Origin of the sequence: Stieleria magnilauensis (assembly GCA_007753675.1) — a bacterium.
GTDB lineage: Bacteria > Planctomycetota > Planctomycetia > Pirellulales > Pirellulaceae > Stieleria > Stieleria magnilauensis.
In genome coordinates, this window is sequence record CP036432.1 from 8,486,160 (window position 1) to 8,503,499 (window position 17,340).

General features: G+C 54.1%; 17 protein-coding genes. 2 read left to right on the plus strand and 15 right to left on the minus strand.

Going from position 1 to position 17,340, the window contains the following annotated elements:
* Window positions 1-165 precede the first annotated feature (165 nt).
* The 9 genes from TBK1r_RS30620 to TBK1r_RS30660 all read right to left on the minus strand — a co-directional run bounded on the left by TBK1r_RS30620 (window position 166) and on the right by TBK1r_RS30660 (window position 9,384).
* Window positions 166-2,898 (minus strand): hypothetical protein, encoded by a 2,733-nt coding sequence (locus TBK1r_RS30620; protein WP_145219062.1) that lies wholly within the window; start codon window positions 2,896-2,898, stop codon window positions 166-168.
* Between the two features lie 7 nt (window positions 2,899-2,905).
* The gene (locus tag TBK1r_RS30625) at window positions 2,906-3,415 is read right to left on the minus strand and encodes a hypothetical protein (RefSeq protein ID WP_145219064.1); all 510 of its coding nucleotides are present in this window, start codon (window positions 3,413-3,415) and stop codon (window positions 2,906-2,908) included.
* A gap of 6 nt (window positions 3,416-3,421) precedes the next feature.
* On the minus strand, window positions 3,422-3,958 hold the full coding sequence (locus TBK1r_RS30630; protein ID WP_145219066.1) for a hypothetical protein: 537 nt from the start codon (window positions 3,956-3,958) through the stop codon (window positions 3,422-3,424).
* Window positions 3,959-4,002: 44 nt separating this feature from the next.
* Entirely contained in the window at window positions 4,003-4,347 is a 345-nt protein-coding gene (locus TBK1r_RS30635; protein ID WP_145219068.1) for a hypothetical protein, read from the minus strand.
* 5 nt (window positions 4,348-4,352) lie between these two features.
* Window positions 4,353-6,326 carry a terminase gpA endonuclease subunit gene (locus tag TBK1r_RS30640; protein WP_419580561.1) on the minus strand — a complete coding sequence of 658 codons (1,974 nt, stop codon included), beginning with the start codon at window positions 6,324-6,326 and terminating at the stop codon, window positions 4,353-4,355.
* Window positions 6,320-6,910 carry a terminase small subunit gene (locus tag TBK1r_RS30645; protein ID WP_145219072.1) on the minus strand — a complete coding sequence of 197 codons (591 nt, stop codon included), beginning with the start codon at window positions 6,908-6,910 and terminating at the stop codon, window positions 6,320-6,322. Before TBK1r_RS30645 ends, TBK1r_RS30640 begins: the two co-directional genes overlap by 7 nt.
* 88 nt (window positions 6,911-6,998) lie before the next feature.
* Window positions 6,999-7,211: a helix-turn-helix domain-containing protein gene (locus tag TBK1r_RS30650; RefSeq protein WP_145219074.1), complete on the minus strand. Its 213-nt coding sequence runs from the start codon at window positions 7,209-7,211 to the stop codon at window positions 6,999-7,001.
* Between the two features lie 402 nt (window positions 7,212-7,613).
* Complete coding sequence (locus tag TBK1r_RS30655; RefSeq protein WP_145219076.1) at window positions 7,614-8,282, minus strand: hypothetical protein; 669 nt, start codon at window positions 8,280-8,282, stop codon at window positions 7,614-7,616.
* Window positions 8,260-9,384: an SEC-C metal-binding domain-containing protein gene (locus tag TBK1r_RS30660; protein ID WP_145219078.1), complete on the minus strand. Its 1,125-nt coding sequence runs from the start codon at window positions 9,382-9,384 to the stop codon at window positions 8,260-8,262. Before TBK1r_RS30660 ends, TBK1r_RS30655 begins: the two co-directional genes overlap by 23 nt.
* Window positions 9,385-9,758: 374 nt before the next feature.
* Between TBK1r_RS30660 and TBK1r_RS30665 the strand changes: the two genes are divergently transcribed.
* Window positions 9,759-10,373 carry an HNH endonuclease gene (locus TBK1r_RS30665; RefSeq protein ID WP_145219080.1) on the plus strand — a complete coding sequence of 205 codons (615 nt, stop codon included), beginning with the start codon at window positions 9,759-9,761 and terminating at the stop codon, window positions 10,371-10,373.
* Between the two features lie 157 nt (window positions 10,374-10,530).
* On the opposite strand, the gene TBK1r_RS30670 is transcribed toward TBK1r_RS30665, so the two are convergent.
* The 6 genes from TBK1r_RS30670 to TBK1r_RS30695 all read right to left on the minus strand — a co-directional run bounded on the left by TBK1r_RS30670 (window position 10,531) and on the right by TBK1r_RS30695 (window position 15,632).
* The gene (locus tag TBK1r_RS30670; RefSeq protein ID WP_145219082.1) at window positions 10,531-11,265 is read right to left on the minus strand and encodes a hypothetical protein; all 735 of its coding nucleotides are present in this window, start codon (window positions 11,263-11,265) and stop codon (window positions 10,531-10,533) included.
* Between the two features lie 121 nt (window positions 11,266-11,386).
* The gene (locus TBK1r_RS30675; protein ID WP_145219084.1) at window positions 11,387-11,815 is read right to left on the minus strand and encodes a hypothetical protein; all 429 of its coding nucleotides are present in this window, start codon (window positions 11,813-11,815) and stop codon (window positions 11,387-11,389) included.
* Window positions 11,816-12,586: 771 nt separating this feature from the next.
* A complete protein-coding gene (locus tag TBK1r_RS30680) occupies window positions 12,587-14,305 on the minus strand; it encodes an AAA family ATPase (RefSeq protein ID WP_419580562.1) in 1,719 nt (572 codons plus the stop codon).
* Window positions 14,306-14,395: 90 nt separating this feature from the next.
* The gene (locus TBK1r_RS30685) at window positions 14,396-14,662 is read right to left on the minus strand and encodes a hypothetical protein (protein WP_145219088.1); all 267 of its coding nucleotides are present in this window, start codon (window positions 14,660-14,662) and stop codon (window positions 14,396-14,398) included.
* A gap of 90 nt (window positions 14,663-14,752) precedes the next feature.
* Window positions 14,753-15,406, minus strand: coding sequence for a hypothetical protein (locus tag TBK1r_RS30690; protein ID WP_145219090.1), 654 nt, complete (start codon window positions 15,404-15,406; stop codon window positions 14,753-14,755).
* Between the two features lie 46 nt (window positions 15,407-15,452).
* Entirely contained in the window at window positions 15,453-15,632 is a 180-nt protein-coding gene (locus TBK1r_RS30695) for a helix-turn-helix domain-containing protein (protein ID WP_145219092.1), read from the minus strand.
* Window positions 15,633-16,710: 1,078 nt separating this feature from the next.
* Here TBK1r_RS30695 and TBK1r_RS30700 point away from each other — a divergent pair.
* On the plus strand, window positions 16,711-17,040 hold the full coding sequence (locus tag TBK1r_RS30700) for a hypothetical protein (protein ID WP_419580563.1): 330 nt from the start codon (window positions 16,711-16,713) through the stop codon (window positions 17,038-17,040).
* Window positions 17,041-17,340 lie beyond the last annotated feature (300 nt).

Sequence of the window (17,340 nt, forward strand, 5' to 3'; positions counted from 1 at the left end):
AGGCAGCTACGTGATCCTAACAACCAAGACTTGCAAGAGCAGCTTTTGGAAAAGCGAAAGTCAACCAAGCACTGAAAGCTACAGGATCAGTGCGGCGAAGCTGAAGTGGCTAATCGAATCCGAGGGCGAACCCTGGGTCAGCTAGGTCAGCGTTCGTGGATTGATTCACCGCACCGCGTTGGCCGCGCGCTGCGCCCCGTTGGGATCGAACTCGTCGCGTGGCGCCGTGTTGCCTGCGGTCACAGCGGTAGCGTCTGCGGTCGCCTCAGCAGCGTCGGCGTTCCGGTTGAGCACTGATAGCATCTGCTCAAGCAACGCATTGTTCTTCGCGAGTATCTCATTTTCGATCGGAGACAGATTGCCATCGCGGTTAAACGTCGCCTCTTGGTCTCTTCGAATCGCCTTGAATTCCCGAATCGCGCTCTCGATTTCGCTTCTAGGGAACACGCTCAGGTCAGCAAGAAGTTTCTCGTTAGCGGCTGCTGCCTGGCGAAAGGCGTTCGCTTCACGTAGATCATTTTGGGGGATCTCGGAAACATCGCGGTCGACAATCTGCGTAGATCGAACTCCAAGTGTTTCCGCCCCGTCAGTCGTTTCTACCTTCTTCGTGTAGTAGCTTCGTTCCTGACCTTGCAGAAAGTCCTGTGCGCGGACAACGCTTTTCAGGTCTCCGCCTCCAAAACCGTCTCGCTCGATCGATCCGCCGAAACCCATCCACTCCATCACCGGATTCGGACGGTAGCCAGTTGCCAGCAGATTGACGGATTCGCCTACTGTGTCCTCGGTCGCCCTGACCGCCTGCTTCACGATGTCCAGGGATGCTTGCGATACTGCCTTCCCTGTAGCGTCCAGGGTTGCCAACTCGCCCGCAGATTCGCCTGCGGCAGATGCCTTTTTGATGTTCATGGGTGTGGTCGGCTGCAAACTCTCCTGCTGGACAATGAGATTTGCGGCGTAGCTGCCAGCCGATGCGCCCTTCAATTGCCCCGTGATGTCCTGACGGGTCCGCATCACGTCTTGGAAGACACTCCCACCCCGAAGTAGATCGTCGATGACACCTTTGAAAGTGGCGTCCCCGAACGCCCCCGCAGACGCCTTGAAGTCATCTTGCAGTTGATACCGGTGGATCGCCTGCAAGCGTGCCAGCGGTGTCCCAGGGGCCTTCGTGAAGTTGATGCGATTTTTGGCCCGCAAATCCGCAATGTCGGCTTTCAGTCTCGTCACTTCTTCGCTGTCGCCAGCGGCCTGGGCAGTCTTCAAATCCGTCTGTTTCGACTTGATCAGATTGGGCCGCGCGTTCTGCTCGATCACTTTGCTATCGAAATACTCGTCAAGCTTACCCACAATCTGGGAAGCGAAAGTGCTGGACCGATCGCCCTTGTCGTCGCCGGTCTTTTGCGAGGCAGCGCCCGCGATAGCCAGCGCATCGAATGCCCCGATTGCTTCTGCCATTGATCCGCCATCAGACGCGAGAGCGCCAGAGGCAAGAGCCCTCGGAGCAGTCGCGGAAAACTGCCCCAAGTCTGTAACACCGCTTCCCTTCATCCCCGCGATAACACCCGAAGCGACATTGCGAACTGCGTTTGCGTCGTCTTGCTGTCCGCTGGCTTTCATGGCACCCGCAACCGCTTTCGCGAATTCGCTGATCGATTCTGGCGATAGCTGCATGATGTCGGCAGATGCTGACATTACCTCCTTAATCACTTCAGGGCGGCTCACGCCTGACGACATCACGACGCCCGCTGCTTCCGCTAGCTCCTTGGCGCCAACTATCCCCGTTCCCGTGTCGTTCGCAATCCGACGCGGCGCGGTGTCGATTAAATCCTTCTGAACCTCGGGAGATAGCCCGGTCAGGTTCTGCAACGCAGTCGCCTGGACTGTTGCAAGGTCTGTGTTAGCATCTTTGGCAGCGGCGCGAAGTGCCGCTTGCCGCTCTAGGGCTTTGTTCACTTCATCGACTGCAATACGCACCGTCCCAGTGACAGCGGCAACGCCACCCAATGTGGCGGTCATCTTCGCGGCGAACGCCCCCCAAGCCTTCGTAGATTTGCTGGCGGCTGTCGTGAAGCTCGCTTGGGCCTTCGCAGCGGTTGCCGCTACTTTACTGCCGAGTCCAGTCAATGGCTTCATGATGCGAGACATAGCCTGTTCGCTAACGTGGCCAGCGGTCACAAGTTCCCGCTTGATCTCATCTGCTGCTTTGTTGCCAGCGGGACCAAGTTTGCGGATATCATCCAGCGGGCCTTTGAATTCGGTCTCGACTTTGTCGAGCGATACCTTGAAGCTTCGCTCCAGCGCTTCGGCTTGTCGCTTGCCTTCTGGTCCAATGCGGCGCATCTTGCGAAGCATATCGTCAAGCGACTGTGCCCCCGCTCCAAGCTTCGCAAGATCAGCATTCGCGGCGCTGACAGCTTTTTGGGCTTCGGGGCCAAGCTGACCGATATTGCGCACCATCGCGCTGACGCTTCGTTTGTTCTCCTTGGCAGCTTTCGACATCGAGGCAGCATCAGCAGCCTTCTTCAGCTTCTGACGCATACGTTCTAGCTGCGCTTCGGTCAGGTCCGTGGTCTGACGTAGCTGATCGATAGTCGCGTCGATCTTTTCAAATTCTGACTTCGCAAGCCCCGTGTCTTTGACAAGCCCTTTGAAGGCGTCCCGAACAGATTTTGGCATGCCCGCAAGATTCTTGCCAGCAACCGCAACTGCCTTGTCCAAGTTGACGACTTCACCTTGCACTTCGCCGACCGCACCGACAGCCTGCGCCGCGGCGCGTTTCGCATCGGCACCGAATGCGCCTATCGATTTTGTCAGCTTCTGTTGTGCCTGTTCTGACTTGTTGAAAGCCTGGACAAGTCCCTTTTCGTCGCCGTCCAGTTTTACGATTGTGTTTTCTGACATTGCTCGTCTATTGCGTTTTGAGGTTGTCGGCGAGAGACTTCTTGAAGACCTTGCCTAATTGTTGTTGCTCTGCTGCCGTGACGCGCTGGAACTCATCACGCATATCGATATCAGTGTGTCGGCTCTTGCGATTAAAGCCCTTGGCCTGCGGGTAACTGACTTGCACTTCTCCCTTGCCATCGCCGTCGGTCAGGATCGATGACACCGCGTCAATGCGATGGGATTCTGTCGACCGCCTGGTTTTGCCGGTGAATTCCAAGGGGCGCGTATGCCCCTTCAGCCGAAGCTTGCGACCGGTGTAGCTCTTGCGAAAGTCTTTTGACAATCGATCGAGGGCGGAGCCGCTGCGGGGCAGAAAGCCCGCTTTCTTCGCATGCGTTTCCGTGAAACGGTCATCTTTATGGTCGCGGTGGAAGACATCGCCCGTTTCTTGGTATGCTTTGGTCGCGGCAAGCCCAACGCGGTCTCGCAGTGCCTTTACGGGGTTGCCTTGGAATCGGATCTTTGCCGTAGTCATCGATCCTCACTCGCCAATCTTCTTGAGTTCGTTTTCCTTGGCTACAATTTCGGCCTTTGTCGTTTCGATCTGCGTCTTGATCAGGTTGACTTTCACAGTCTGCTCGTCAGGATTCCGAGAAGGCATTGCTTCTTGCTTGAGAAGCTTGCCTTCAAGGCTTTGGAGCCGGGTTTTCAATCGCTTGATCTCGGCAAGCTTGCTGCGAACTGCATCCATTTCGTGGTCATCGCTTAACCCGTCGGTCAACGTCGCTTCGAGGTAGCTGTCTTGGTCGCCCCAAAGTTTCGACAAGAACGCCTCATTTGCGTCCCATTCGTCGAATGCGTTTTGCGGCAATGGTACTCCCTGCGGTTTGCAGCCAATTGGATACGCTCGCTCGCCTTTTTCACAAGAAAGGGCTTCGGATTCGACGTAGTCGGCGAGTGTCGGCCAAACGTCTTTGACGGCTTGGCTGCTCAGTCCTTCCAGTGCAAGCGACTTCCGCAGTGGATCGGTGAACTGACCGAAGCTGCCAGCCCATTTCTTCGTTGATAATTGATTCATGTTTTCGGTTCCTTGGGTAGAGTTGGTTGAAGTGGGGTTTGGTCTTAGCGGAAAGCGGGGCCAGTCTTGGAGGATCTGCCAATCCACAACCGACGCGAGGGATTGTATTCGTCAAATGGCATCGGTGGCGGTTTGGGTTCGAACTCTGGGCGCAGGTCACGCCCTGACGCTCGCTCGGTTGCGGCAAAATCGATCTCTGCGGAGCCGATGCCCAAATGGTTTAGTTTCGCGATGACGAGCGCACCGCCGATGTCATGGCGGACGGCCTCCAAGTCGTCACCTGTTAGTCGCACGACTTCGCCAGGCGCGAATTCCATCGTGCGAAGGATGTTTCCCTCGGCATCACGCACCGAACGCCTGAAAGGGGATCGCTTCTGAGGGTGTCGCATTACGATCATTGGTTGTTGACCACATATCGAGGCTTGCGGATGAATGAAGAGCCAGCAGGGCGGGAAGCTTCAGTGATTCGCTTTACTGTTGCACCAACGCCTTCATGAACTGGCTTTCGCTTCGTAGGGGCGGGCGTGCGCCGTCGAGTAGCGTTCATTGCCCAATCGCCGCCAACGTAGGTCTCGATACCGACGCGGGCGTATCGAACAGCGTCACGGAAGTCGACCGGCGTTGTTCGGTCGCTCTGCGTCCAAAGCCCCGTTTTGGCGTCCCAGCATTCGTTCAAGAGTTGTTCATGAAGCGAACGAGACTCAGCCGCCCACGCCGGGAAAATGATTGAGTTGCGTTCACCAGGCTTGCGATTGAAGAGGCAGTTATTGAGCCAATCTTGGCTGATCGCGGTGCCCACCTTGACCAGTTGCAAACCATCGATCTGACGCGAACCCTTTTTGACAACGTGGTTCTGACTGTCGACGTTGACCCGCTGGAAAAACGATCCGTTGAACGACTTTGGATTTTGGCCCATCGATGGCCATACAAACGGCCCGCGATCGTTGTTCATGTCTCGGCAAGCATCAACGATTTCGTCCTTTCGGTTTCCGTCCTTCGCATCGATCAGCGTCAACATTGGCGAGACGGTCCCGCCGTCTTCGCAGTCGTAAACTTGCACTGTCCATTCCTTGACGCCCTGCCAGTCAGTAACTCTGCCGAAGTCGATCAGATACCCTACCTTGTTCGGGCAGAATCCAAGCGTGACACAAACGAAGTGATCAATCTGGACATCGATCGCAACAGTCAGCGCAAAGCACTGCTCGGGTACGGTCCCCCTGTTCCAACCGCCAACACACAGACGCTTTGCCAAGTCTTCCCATTCGAGCTGTCGGCGGATGGGAGCATACGGCAGCCCAAGCCAGCCGTTGAACAGGTCTTGAGCGTGCTCAGTCCCGATTTTGGTGACATACTCCTTTGCAACATCGCCGAACGTGAATGTCGGCGCGTACAACCGATTCAGATTGAACGATTCATCTGGCCCGTCATTGTGAGGCGTACCTGTGACTGTGCCAGTGCGGTCGATCACTTCACCTGGAGCAACCCAGACGCCTTTGCGGATCTGCGCCAGCCGGTGTTCGTCACCCCAGTTGTTCGTGCAGTGCGGGCAAACGTAGGTTGCCGTCCTGTATGCTCGCGCCGGCGTTGTGCGCCCGTCCTTGTCTTTTTCCCACCAAAGACCACCCGCGCGGCGGTCGTTTGTCTGATTCACTTCAAGAGGGCTGAAGTCGCCACAATGTGGGCAGGGCACGAAATAGTGCCGATTGGTCCCAGCTTCGACGTAGCGGCTGATTGCGCAGGTGCCCACAAGTGTGGGCGTCGATTCCATGAACACTTTCCGATCGACAATTTCAGAACCACGTTGCAACGTCAATTCAACCGTGTCCGCTTCGTCGCTGTCGTCGCGGCTAAATTTAGAAACTTCAAGGAGGTGCAAATACTTGGGGTCCAGGTCTCCAAGCGTCACCGGCGAACCCGACCAAGCGCCGTGGGTGATGAATGTCGATGTCCGGCACTTCGTCGCCGCACGTAAATGCTTTGGCGGCAAGCTCGACCGAATTTCGCTGTTAAGTTCGAGCGATGGCCAGAGCCGATCTTTGATTGTCTTCTGCAACAGCCGCTCTGTCGGCGTTACAATCATCCCGGTGTCGGGGTCATGATGCTGGGCGCAGGCATGGAGAGCCAAATTGATCTCTGTTTTGCCAACGCGCGAGCACGCGCGAAACGCGATGCGCCGAACCCTGGGATCGTCCCAAGCGTCGGCAATGCCTTTGAGGTAGGGAAAACTTGCCCCGTCAAATGGGTCGCCCTTGTGGGTAACCGCGTGCTGGTTGATCCAATCCCAACTCGATAGACGCTTCGGCGAATCCAGTGACGATGTCACGTATTTGCTCAGCGGAAGGATCGGCTCGGATACGCAGGTCAGCACGATGCAACCTCTTGCCCGTCCAATCGCAAAACGATCTCGTATCCGGTGGCTTCGCCGATTGTCACGCCAAAAGTTTGTTCAATGTCGCTCTGCTCGATCGCCTGTCCGGCAAGAACCGAAGCTTTGGTCTTCAGTCCTTTAATTGCCGTTTCCATTTGAATATCGATCTCGTTTTTGACTTGGTCTAAAAACTCGGAAGGGGCGAAGCCTGCCCCGACCTTCTTGCTGATTGACCGCATCGACCGTGATGCTTCGCGGAACCACAAGCTGCAAAAGAGACTGACTTGTTCCTCGCTGATCAAATTTCCGACAACTCGGTCCCTCTGATGCGATTTAATGTCCGCTTCGGCGCGTCGCTTTCGCACGTCTTCACGCAAGAGTGCCTCTTGCAGATCCGACGCCTCGATCTGGTCGGTACGTTTCGGCTGAACTGCGTACCAGGTCGCAATCGCTTCAATGTCGTAATGGCCTTTGATTTCGAAGCCAGGACAGCCCTTTGCCTTCCACTCGGTAACCGTTCGCGCTGACACTCCGAAGTGCTCTGCGATTTCTTGGTAAGTCGATGCGATTCGGCAGTCGTCCATGTTTCAAAATGACCACCGCGCAGCCCGGCCAATCGTCTGCCCAAAGTTCTACCAACCAGACGACGAACCAGTGCCGAGCGCGCGACGGTCAATCTCCCAGTGGCCCGATCAGGGATTCGATCGCATCGCGTCGGAATCGGATCGAGCCCCCGATTTCGATCGATGGCAGTTTTTCAGATGCAGCCAACTTTCGAATCGTCGGCTCTGCCAGTCGACAAATCCCAGCGACTTCGCGCACGGTCAATAGGACCGGCGCATTACCGCTCGATATGGCAGATTGGGTCTCTTGTGGCTCGTTCATTGGTCACTCGGTAATCGATTGCCTGAATTCGCGACTCCCGAGAACCTTGATCGTTACTCGAATAATACGCGTGAAACGCGCTTCGTCAGGCTTATCGGTTCTACTGCCAGTGAGATTTCGCGAGGCTTTTCAAATCAGGACGACACCGAACGACAGCAGGCGACAAATAGCCGAAGTGGAAGAAGAAGAAGTGCCGGAAACCGGCAGTGTCGGCGAGTGTTCTGCGGAAACGTGCCCGCGCGGCAGTTTCTGAGGCCAGGAGGGACCCGTCGATGACCTGGCGGGATGAGTTCGGGCAAAAAATCGGCGTGTAAACCGCAGCTTTCGCACTGTGTCGTTCCGAGCACGCGTCTACGGCGTTTGGGCACGCAAGCATTCTACCATTGCTATCGCAGCTAAACTTTACGCAAACGCCTCTCTTACGTACTGATTGACAGCCAGTTGGATCAAGTAATTCACACCCCACGCTCGTTGGCTATCGTTGAACCATGAAAGCATTCTCTCTTTGTCGTTCTCCCAATACCATTTTGCGCCGTCAAGCTGATTAAAGTCGCTCATTGAAATGTCTTCGATAAACCAAATGGTCATTTGCGACGCTTGATCAGCCCACCTTATCGAAACTTCCGTGTGCTCGGCAACCTTACTCAGAAGATGAACATGGAGATTGCGTATCTGCTTTAAGATATGCAGCAGGGGGCTCTGGCATTTTAGTATTTTTGAGTATTGAAGTGATGGTTTATCGTATTTGATCATTTCCTCCATCGCGACGAACTCCCCAAGGGCAGCGCGAAAGAATGCCTCCCGCATCTTGACGGATGATCCGTCGATTTCCTGCTCGGTATTAGACATGGATGCCGCAAACTTCAACGCAGCACTAGCTCGATCAAGTGTCGCGGGAAGGGGATGTAACACCGATTCAACATCGGAATCTAAACCAGCGAAGGTCGAGCCGACTTCCAACGACGGAAGAGTTGAAAAGTCGAGACACTCAATCATCTCTCTTGGCATTTGATCAGTCCCAGAAAAATAGCCTTCGGTTTTCCACTTTTCACACACAGTCGTACAGGGCATTGCGAATGAGATAATTTGGCAGTCTCTTACCCGGTGTGCTGTCCAAAAACCTCGCCGAAATCTTCGACGCCTTCCCTTCCGGAATGCTTTGCCACCATTCCGGTGAAAGGTATGTGTGCTCACAAATCTCTATACAGGCTTGCGCAAATGCTGCTCTTTGGTGATCACGGCGTATGTTGCAAAAACTATCGCAAAATCTCGAAATCTCTGCGCAATCAGCAAACCATGTGAACACACCCACTACGTCGCCGCTAGTAGTGTGGGTCGCCATGCTGATATTTTGCACAGGCGTTTCGTAGTCACTGAGGTCAAAGCACTGACGCCCCTGAAAGTCAAAGTCAGGGGCAAGACATCCGCCCACGCGAATCGGAAAGTCACGACCAAGCGAAACCGCAATAAATCGCTTCTTGTATGAGTTATTCAACAACTGGTCGTCCGCAATGCGTTTCGTGTCCCGCAGTTGCTTCAGGGCTAAGTTAGTGCCTTCTTGAAATCCTCGCCAATAATCCTGCTGGAAGCTTGGCGCGAGAGACATGACAGCCGGAAGGAACGCCTCGGACTGGTAAAGCTTCGCGAACAATTCACTGCAAATTGCCCGATAACCGAGCAGAAACGCCTGCTCTCGGCTTCCCGACCAGTCTTCGTCGTCGATAGGCTTGAAGAGAGTAAGGTCATGGTGGCTGCAAAAGCCTGGAAATGCCGATGCCTCCTTCAAAGGTATTTTTCCAAACGGGTTTCTGCTCTCAGAAAGAACTGAAGTTGCCTTTTTGTTTGTTGATAGCACAAAACCATTCTCAGCTATCGAACCAAGCTCCCGGCTTTTCGAGACAGTGTGCGACTTGATCGACTTTCTGCCGCAAAGACTTCCAGAAAGCACCGGAGCGAGGCAGCCGATCTTTGGCTCCGCTGCAATTGTCGATCGCGCAATCTTCCCCAGCAGCTTTTTTTGCTCATTGTCAAGTTGAAAACCTGACTCAAGAATCTCGCTGTAGCTAGGAATTGATGCATCTTGATGACGGCTCTCATCGCGGAAAGAGTTTTTGCAACAATACTTGAATTTCTTACCCGACCCACATGGGCAGGGTGAGTTACGCTCGGGCATGGTTCTGAGAAAAATTGGCTAGGTGAAATCGATCAAGGTATGACAGGATACCATTTCACCAGGTTCACGGCTTTTTGTGACGAGAGACGCAGTCTCAGCGATGGATTGGCTGTTACTGCGGCAGCGGCTTCAACACCGGGGTAATCGATTGGCGGAACTGCATCAGGAAATTTGACCTCAAATCACTTGATGCCGGCAATGTTGAAAGCCGTCCGGCGATTCGTCAATGAGCGACGCGCAATACTGCGAACTTCAATTGGTAGATCCCTGGACTGCGAAATCGGCATTCGCCACAATTGGCGGTGGAGGTCGTCCTTTACGCCTTGGGATTTTCTACGAAAAAAAACAACAGAATTTGCAGCACACACGCAATCATGAGCAAAAATCGCATCGCAATTCCGAAGAAGATCCGCGAAACGATATTGAAGGAATTCAATCATCGCTGTGCTATATGCGGAACTCACAAGCCGACGATTCATCATGTGGACGATGACCCATCGAACAACGATCCGCTGAATCTACTTCCACTCTGCCCGAACTGTCACTACCTAGACCAACATGATCCGACTTCACCTATCGATCCGCGCAAGCTGGCTATTTTTCGAAAACATAAAGACCCGTTGATTCTGTCGCCGCAATTTGAGCCCTTGTTTCGGCGACTCACCTTTCTTCTTGAACTGGAAGATTCGACTTTTCACACACAGCGTTCATCGGCGTCAGCACAAGATCTTGTCGACTTTGTCGCTGAATTGAAAATGGGAAGTTTCTACTCGAAAAGGATCAAGAAGTTACTGTACGCGCGAAAGCCGTCGAGGTCGCTAGAAGACATCAAGGTCAACGAGTTGCGGACCCAATGGGAGGATGAACACCGCAGCGAATTGCTAAAGCACCTGACCCTCGTCACCGATCGGGTGTTTGACAATGTTGTGGAGCTCTTGCGATACCAAGGCTGGGAATGGAAACCGAAAGCGTACAACGAACCAAGGTAGCTTCAGCCAGCGGCCATTTAAAAAACCGCGAGCAGCAAACGCCGCGTGCGGTCTATCGAATGCATGCTCCCGACGCCTCAGGTTGTTTTGGTCCGATCAATCAGGTCAATCCAATGGGAAAGACCATTGCGACGGGACTTTCAATTCGTTCCGCCCCTCAAACCTGAATTGGGGTCTCACAGACTTTCGTGAACCTTCTGAGAACTAATTCACTTTCATCTCGCCCACCCTTGAAGGCGATAACATCAGACCGGCTTGCGGTTGCTTCGATCAGTAACGGTTGGCCATCTTTCCTGTATCGGTTCAATGTAGGGAACTTTATGGCAATCTCTCGGTCTGTCGTCCAAGAAAGGCCGTTTTCATTTTGTCGGTAACACCCCCGGAAGACGCAGATGGGGAAGTGAAGTGAATCAAGGATGGCCAATTCTTCATCGTTCATCATTTCTTTGACAGGGGAATCCCCTTTACCGAGCGGGGTTCTGCCTAGCAATTCATCCCGATACGTTCCGACGTTATCTATGCAGGGCCATTCTTCACCCAAGGCTTTCAGCCATTCGGATTCTTCCACCTTGCCCACTAAACAAAGCAATGCGGGCAAACGGCTATAGCTGTCACACATTCGAAGCAGGGCTTCTATACGCGAACACGGCTCTCGGGACGCATTGACTACTTGCATTTTTAAGGCTTCGCCGCCTGCATTCAATTTTGAACCGTCAAGCAAAGATTGCATCACTTCAGCAGCGAACGAACCATCGATAACTGGCCCCCTCGTATACGGCATCCCAGCCATATAGGGATTGAGAACGCCCGGCCAGTCGCCTCTGGCAACAATCTTAAGGAACTCAAACTCGCATCTTGAAATCTTGCTTGAAGCCGCACTCGGAGTATTCATAGGTTCTACCATTCGTCTGGACTATCGGGTGCCACCCGCAAATTGAATAAGCCCAGCGTGGCTACCGCTGAGTAAGTTAAATGGCCTAGCCGTAGATGGCCTGCTTGCTTTCGCGGTATGATCACCGACCGTGCCGAACTTCCATGTACCGCGACAAGAAACGCTGCCGCGATTCGTCGCGACTCGCTCGTCCGACAGCCCGGTCTGATCGCTTCACGTATTCGCAGATTTCGGTGGTCACGGATTCGTACAGATCCAAGTTGACTCCGAACCGGATCGAAACCGCCGTTCGCATCACGGTTGCGCTGCCAAGGAGCCCCAAGTAGACGCTAGCGGCGTCCTGAAGCAAACAGGCAATCTGGGTCTTGGTGTCGAGCCCGCATGCCTCAGCGGCCTCCGAGCAAGCTACCGCGAAGTCGGCGGCGGTTGCGCCCTCGTCATCGCGTAGGCTCAATTCCGTTGCGATGTGGGCGATGTCGACGACAGGGTTCGCGGGGCTGCGCAGCGTGGTCTGGGTGCTAGAGGTCTTGAGTGTTGTTTGTGGTGTCACCAGGGGCTTCCATGTGGGAGTTTGATTTGCGTTTTCCGAAGTTGGCAAAACGCGATGGGGCCGAACTATCCAGACCGATCGATCCGCGTCAACTCAAGTCGGTGGCTGATCAAGACTGCTTGGGACTAAGCCAGACACGGAGTCTGCAACGGCGATGAACGTGCCCTACGTTGTGCGATTGCGGCTGCCGAGCGTCCGTTGTGCGACGGAAAGTATTTCCGACATTTCAGAGCCTTTTCAGCCACAGCGTTTGTTCTTTTCGGATTCGATCAGCTCGTTACTACGGGATAGCAACCCTCAGCAGAACCAGCAGCCATCGCTTCTACCCTGCTTTTCAGCTAGCTAGGGATTTTCTCCCCACTCGATTTGCACCGGCGATGGATCTCGGTACTTACAACCTTTAGGTGGTCGAACGCTTTACGCTAGTCCACCCACCACTGATTCCGGCCGGTTTCGGTCGGTACGCTCATGTCTGGCCTTTTCGCCTCACGCTCACTTGTCGACGTAACCGTTCGTTTTTCATTGTCCAGCGACTTTGCTATTTGCTTTGAGGTTTCGAAGATTGCCAAGTGTCAGATTGCGTTTTGCGATCACCGCTACCCAGAGCATCTGGTGGGCCAACAACGAACAAGCATCAATCAGCAGGCAACAGCCATCGTGATCGCCAATTATCCAGGCAGCAACTATTCCCAATCTCCGCCTAGCAGCAAGCAACATGCATACTGCTGCCTATAGGGATATAGGCAGCAGCATGTTGCCTGCTTGCCAGGACTACGAGAGCCCGCAAGGTGTTGACTGGGGAAGAAAAAACAATGTCCGCAACCTGCCGTTGATCTCGGTTTCCTTGCTGCCGATCACTCCCGAATCAAGTAGCTCAGCAAAGGCTGTCTTCTGGGTGTCGGTACGAACGCAGCCAATGGCAGATTTGGGCGAAGGGCAGCCAAGGTGGGATAGCTTCTCGATGATGCGATCCTTTGCCTCCTTTTTCTGCGAAGTCTTCCTTTCGTCTCTGCGGTATTCTGCTGCCTCTTTTCTCTGTTTATCAGAGAGCCGCTTTCGTGCGTCTGCCTCTTCGGTGGTCATTACCTCAGGTTTCCAGAACCTTCGAGCCGGATAGACGCCCTCACTGATGTCTACGGGCTTCACTAGCGAATGCCCGTCGTTCCCACCAATCGTCAGCCAAAGCTTGTGGTTCCCTTCATAGTCGTATTTTTCACGTCGTCCAACCATGATCCATTGACGCGCGAACGCAGCCCATCCCGCCCAAGCAAGGTCCGTGAACGCCGCAGGCCGGTATGGGTCGCCTTTGAAGCTTTTCGACTTCGTGTGGTGTACGAGCAACAGGGTAACGCCAAGATCGTTACAGGCATCGGCCAGCGGCTGAATGCGTTGCCCTTGTATCATCATGTTCTCGGCGTTCTCGCCCGAAACGCATAGATATAGCGGATCTACGATCAGCACCTGTGCGCCGGTGTTCTTGAGCGTCCTGCGAATATGGTCGACTCCGCTTTCGCTATCGACTTTGATCACTTTGTCGATGACGTGAAGCCTGCCTGCCAATGACTGGATGTTTCGGGATTCCTTAATCCTGCGAAACAAGTCGTTGATATTTTTCCCGCCTGACTCGCCAGAGATAAAAAGTACTCGTGTCGGCACCGGCGAAGGGAAGTGGCCAAGGAACTTTGTACCTGAAGCGAGGGACGCGGCAAGGTCTGCCGAAATCGATGTCTTTAGGCATTTCTCACCGCCACCGACGAACCCCGGCTTTCCCTTTACGAGAACGCCGGGGATAAGCCAGTCGACCGGCTCCTCTTTGATCGCGAGACGTGTTTCGATGTCTTCAGGCATCGGCATCGACTCGGAGGGGTCAAGGTCCGACACGATCCTCAAGGCCATTGAATTAAACTGCTCGGGCGTTGCGAGCAGGAAATCGTTCCAGACTGCACGGACACCGACATCATTTAGTTTGCGTGCCGTGGTCTTGAAACGCTCTTGGTGCTGCTCAAGGGTATGTTCGCTGTTGCTGTGCCGTTCCAGGTTGGGGAGCAGCACAACTGACGCTCCGTTTGCAATCTTTGCTACGTGTTCGACCAATTGGCCTGGCTTCTTTGTATCGAAAGCGAGCATGTTAGATGCAATTGCTTTGTAGCCGAATGAGTGGATCTTCGCTGCATCTTCCACCTTTCCCGTCACAAACCATACTTCGCCGGGGGACGGAAACTTGGGCGAGTCGCCATCGTGCGGGACGGCAATGGCAACCTGGGACTGAGGGACTTGATCGCAGCGAGTCGATTGACAGTAGGGGGGTGTGATTCGCTCAAAGGTCTCAGAAAATGCGGGGATCGTTTCACGGTCTCCGTGTTGTGGTCGAAACGCTGCGGACATCGCAACGGACAGTTCCTGCTCATCAATGCGTTGGCGCTCGCACTCTTCTTTCTCCCGCATCATTCGGTCTGCCGTATCGGTGGGGATTTGTTTCTGGGCAATCATTGTGGGGCGATGCATTCTTCTAAAGGCATGAAAAGAGCCGCATCAAGCAGCATGCTTGACGCAGCAACTGGGGCTTGATGTCTTTTGCTGCTAGGCGCAGCACGTCAAACGATCTTCGGGAATGAATTCACCGGCAATCAACCTGACGCCAGCGGGAGGTGAAATTCGCCCGTCTTTCATCAGGGATATTTGGCCATCAATCCAATCAGCGAGACTCGCGTACCCAACAGTCATTAAAGCCTCCGCCATAACCAGCCCGTCGTGGGCAAGCCTCGCGAGAATGTATGTCTCGAAATACTTTGCGGGCAGGTTGGCCCACTGAGAAACCGCGTCGAACGAATAGGTGTTTACAGTCATGAAAACCTCAGTCGGAAAATAGAGACAGATTCTGAGAATGCACCAAAGCCCGGCGCGATCGCAGCCAGGGCTTCACGTAAAACGAAGATTTCAGACCAACCGATATTGAACCTTGTAGCCGGTCACTTGCTCGACTATCGATGGATCGCCATCGATGCGAACCTCTTTCCCGTCACTGCCGACGTAAAACGCTTCACGCCTCTTGATCGGCTTCGGCGTCGGTTTCAGCGAATCCCTGAGGCCGTCGATCTCTCTGGTCAGCACATTGACGCGAGCCCTTGCGATGTCGTGTAGGTCGCGATGATTTTGGACCCTAGCCTCAGCAGCCCGCAGCTTGTGGTAATCTTCAATCGTGGCTCCGCCTCCTTTTTCCTGTAGCGCTGACTTCGCTTCTCGCATCTGTCGCACCAGCGTTGCATCGCGGTTGGTTTCATCGATCTCTGCACTATGCCGACGAACATTGTTCCATGCGTCCGCAAGCTCAGGCTCTCGCTCCGCGATTCTGTGTTTGACTTGCTCACGTTTCAACTCTGCTTTGCACTCTGCTTCAAGCCGATCGTGATAACCAACCGGGTCGGATTGCTTCTCTACCCACGCAGTGATGTGGTCTTCATCGCAATCTTCGCCGCGAACGCACGCACGCATGGCGGTCAGGCAAAGCTCTTGCTCGTTTGCAGATTCGTCTTGCTTAGCGCGCTGGCTTTTCAGGATTCGATCGCGGACGGATTTAAGGGCGTTTGTCAAGTTGGGGTCCTGGGGTTGGGGTGGATGTTGGCAGATCGGGAAATTGTCACGCCGTTTTCACGGTCGAATGATTCGCTTGGAATTCAGCAATCGCATCGGCTGGAATGCGAACGGTCGCGCCGATGCGAACCGCACGAAGCTTTCCGGCAGAAATCCACCGTTGAACAGTCCGCTCTGAAACAGCAAACGCTTCGACGACTTCGCCGATTTTGTAAAACTTGATCATTGGTCCCATGCCGGGTTGGATCGAAGAAATTCGCAAGCACCGATTGCTGGCGCTAGTCCGCAGTGACGGTGCGGAGATCCGAGAAAACCACAATTGGCATGCTCTGTTACGCAAGTGACGTTGGCGTGACTGAGTGTCCCTTCATGACTGTCCTATGAATAATGCCGATGGGGGCTGACTCGTCAGGTTAACGTCGCCGCAAATCTATCCAGAATTCTTGGATTCACTGATCGGCGCACTTGGTGCCGCTATATGTCCAAGCCGTTGCAAATTTTTTGTCAACTTGTTTGTCACCACGCGAATTTTGTCAGCGTGAAATCGACGCAAACCGCGTTTTCACCAGGGTTTAAGCGATTAAAACCGTGCCAAAAAAATAGTGTCAAAGACGTTCGAATCGTGTCGCCCCGACTGTTGTAAAAGACTACTTTTTCTTATAGCCGAGACTGCTCTTTCAGTTACCGCTCGACGACAGCGTCAATTTCCACTTTCGTGTATTTGGCGTGTTTCGTGGTTCCCTCTTCTGCAATGTTCTCAGCGTTTTCCAACGCCTGACATCCCGACTGCGATTGGTGCTAGCGAAGCACGCCCACTGGATTTCATTAGACCTCCGGTTCCTAGTATTCGCGTTTGATGCCAAGGTTCGATTGGTGCGCGGACGTACTTACTGGAGGGGCCTCACGCAAAGTCGCCAAGCCGCAAAGAGATGAGCCCGTCCCTTTGCGGCTTGGCGTCTTTGCGTGATCCTTGTCTTACTTGGGGCGCGGTCGACCCGACCGAAGAAGGCAAACCGACGCCCGCTGATTGAAACACTGACAGCAGACGCCCGAAATGCCGCGCAGACTAAGGCACTTCGAATTTCCCTCGGCGATTCCGATCGAGTACATTGGCCATTAGCGACGATGGCACGGGCTGTCGCGTGGTCGATCCGCGTGAGCCAAGTGGTGCACCGCAGTCGGCGAGTCGAGTTTGTCTTTGAGTTCAGGTCCAACGCGCCGACGCCGTGACCACCAGGACGCTATCACGAGAAGATGCACATTTCCTTCCTGAACATCACTTCATCTTACGTATTGAGAGTTTGATGCTGAGTTTTGCTATCGCGTTGCTCTTAGATTTTGCGACTGGCTCGACAGCAAAAATGCTCGAAGCTGTCAATTCCTTTGAGACTCCTCCTCGAACATCTGCTGCGAAAAGAGTTCGTGTAACTGCGTTAACACTCCTATTGATTGGCGCTTGCTGCGGCGTCACTGCTGGTATTCTCTTCGATGTGAACAAGCCAGATCCAATTGACGATGTTTTTGGTTTTGCGGCGCTGACGTGTATGCTTTTGGGCGTGATATGCGGGTTTCGCTACCAGATTTGCAACAATTCAATCGATCAAGCGTTTAGGATGTTGGAAGTGCACCCATGAGATCAAGACGCCGTTGTCAGCGCATCGCTGATGAACTGCGTTCAAGAGAGTTCGAAAGCGGACGGTTCGGAGAAGGGGGGCGAGCGTAGTGGTCGCGGGGGCTGGAATTCGCTGCGACCCCGTCCGGGGTCGTGGAGTGGATTGGGGGCGTGTCCCGGAGGTGGCGCTGCGCTGCGCTGACCTCCGGCTACTCGCTGTGATCCCTCCGGGATGGAGACATTGCTTCGACGCGAGGGATGGATGTCGTCTCGATCGACCGACGGAGATGGAAGCAGAACTTGGGGGGGCGTTCACGCGACC

What these genes read in the sequence shown, in the direction of transcription:
- TBK1r_RS30620 (WP_145219062.1), bottom strand. Translation starts at nt 2,898, where the DNA reads ATGTCAGAAAACACAATCGTAAAACTGGACGGCGACGAAAAGGGACTT.
- TBK1r_RS30625 (WP_145219064.1), bottom strand. Translation starts at nt 3,415, where the DNA reads ATGACTACGGCAAAGATCCGATTCCAAGGCAACCCCGTAAAGGCACTG.
- TBK1r_RS30630 (WP_145219066.1), bottom strand. Translation starts at nt 3,958, where the DNA reads ATGAATCAATTATCAACGAAGAAATGGGCTGGCAGCTTCGGTCAGTTC.
- TBK1r_RS30635 (WP_145219068.1), bottom strand. Translation starts at nt 4,347, where the DNA reads ATGCGACACCCTCAGAAGCGATCCCCTTTCAGGCGTTCGGTGCGTGAT.
- TBK1r_RS30645 (WP_145219072.1), bottom strand. Translation starts at nt 6,910, where the DNA reads ATGGACGACTGCCGAATCGCATCGACTTACCAAGAAATCGCAGAGCAC.
- TBK1r_RS30650 (WP_145219074.1), bottom strand. Translation starts at nt 7,211, where the DNA reads ATGAACGAGCCACAAGAGACCCAATCTGCCATATCGAGCGGTAATGCG.
- TBK1r_RS30655 (WP_145219076.1), bottom strand. Translation starts at nt 8,282, where the DNA reads ATGCCCTGTACGACTGTGTGTGAAAAGTGGAAAACCGAAGGCTATTTT.
- TBK1r_RS30660 (WP_145219078.1), bottom strand. Translation starts at nt 9,384, where the DNA reads ATGCCCGAGCGTAACTCACCCTGCCCATGTGGGTCGGGTAAGAAATTC.
- TBK1r_RS30665 (WP_145219080.1), top strand. Translation starts at nt 9,759, where the DNA reads ATGAGCAAAAATCGCATCGCAATTCCGAAGAAGATCCGCGAAACGATA.
- TBK1r_RS30670 (WP_145219082.1), bottom strand. Translation starts at nt 11,265, where the DNA reads ATGAATACTCCGAGTGCGGCTTCAAGCAAGATTTCAAGATGCGAGTTT.
- TBK1r_RS30680 (WP_419580562.1), bottom strand. Translation starts at nt 14,305, where the DNA reads ATGATTGCCCAGAAACAAATCCCCACCGATACGGCAGACCGAATGATG.
- TBK1r_RS30685 (WP_145219088.1), bottom strand. Translation starts at nt 14,662, where the DNA reads ATGACTGTAAACACCTATTCGTTCGACGCGGTTTCTCAGTGGGCCAAC.
- TBK1r_RS30695 (WP_145219092.1), bottom strand. Translation starts at nt 15,632, where the DNA reads ATGATCAAGTTTTACAAAATCGGCGAAGTCGTCGAAGCGTTTGCTGTT.
- TBK1r_RS30700 (WP_419580563.1), top strand. Translation starts at nt 16,711, where the DNA reads ATGCTGAGTTTTGCTATCGCGTTGCTCTTAGATTTTGCGACTGGCTCG.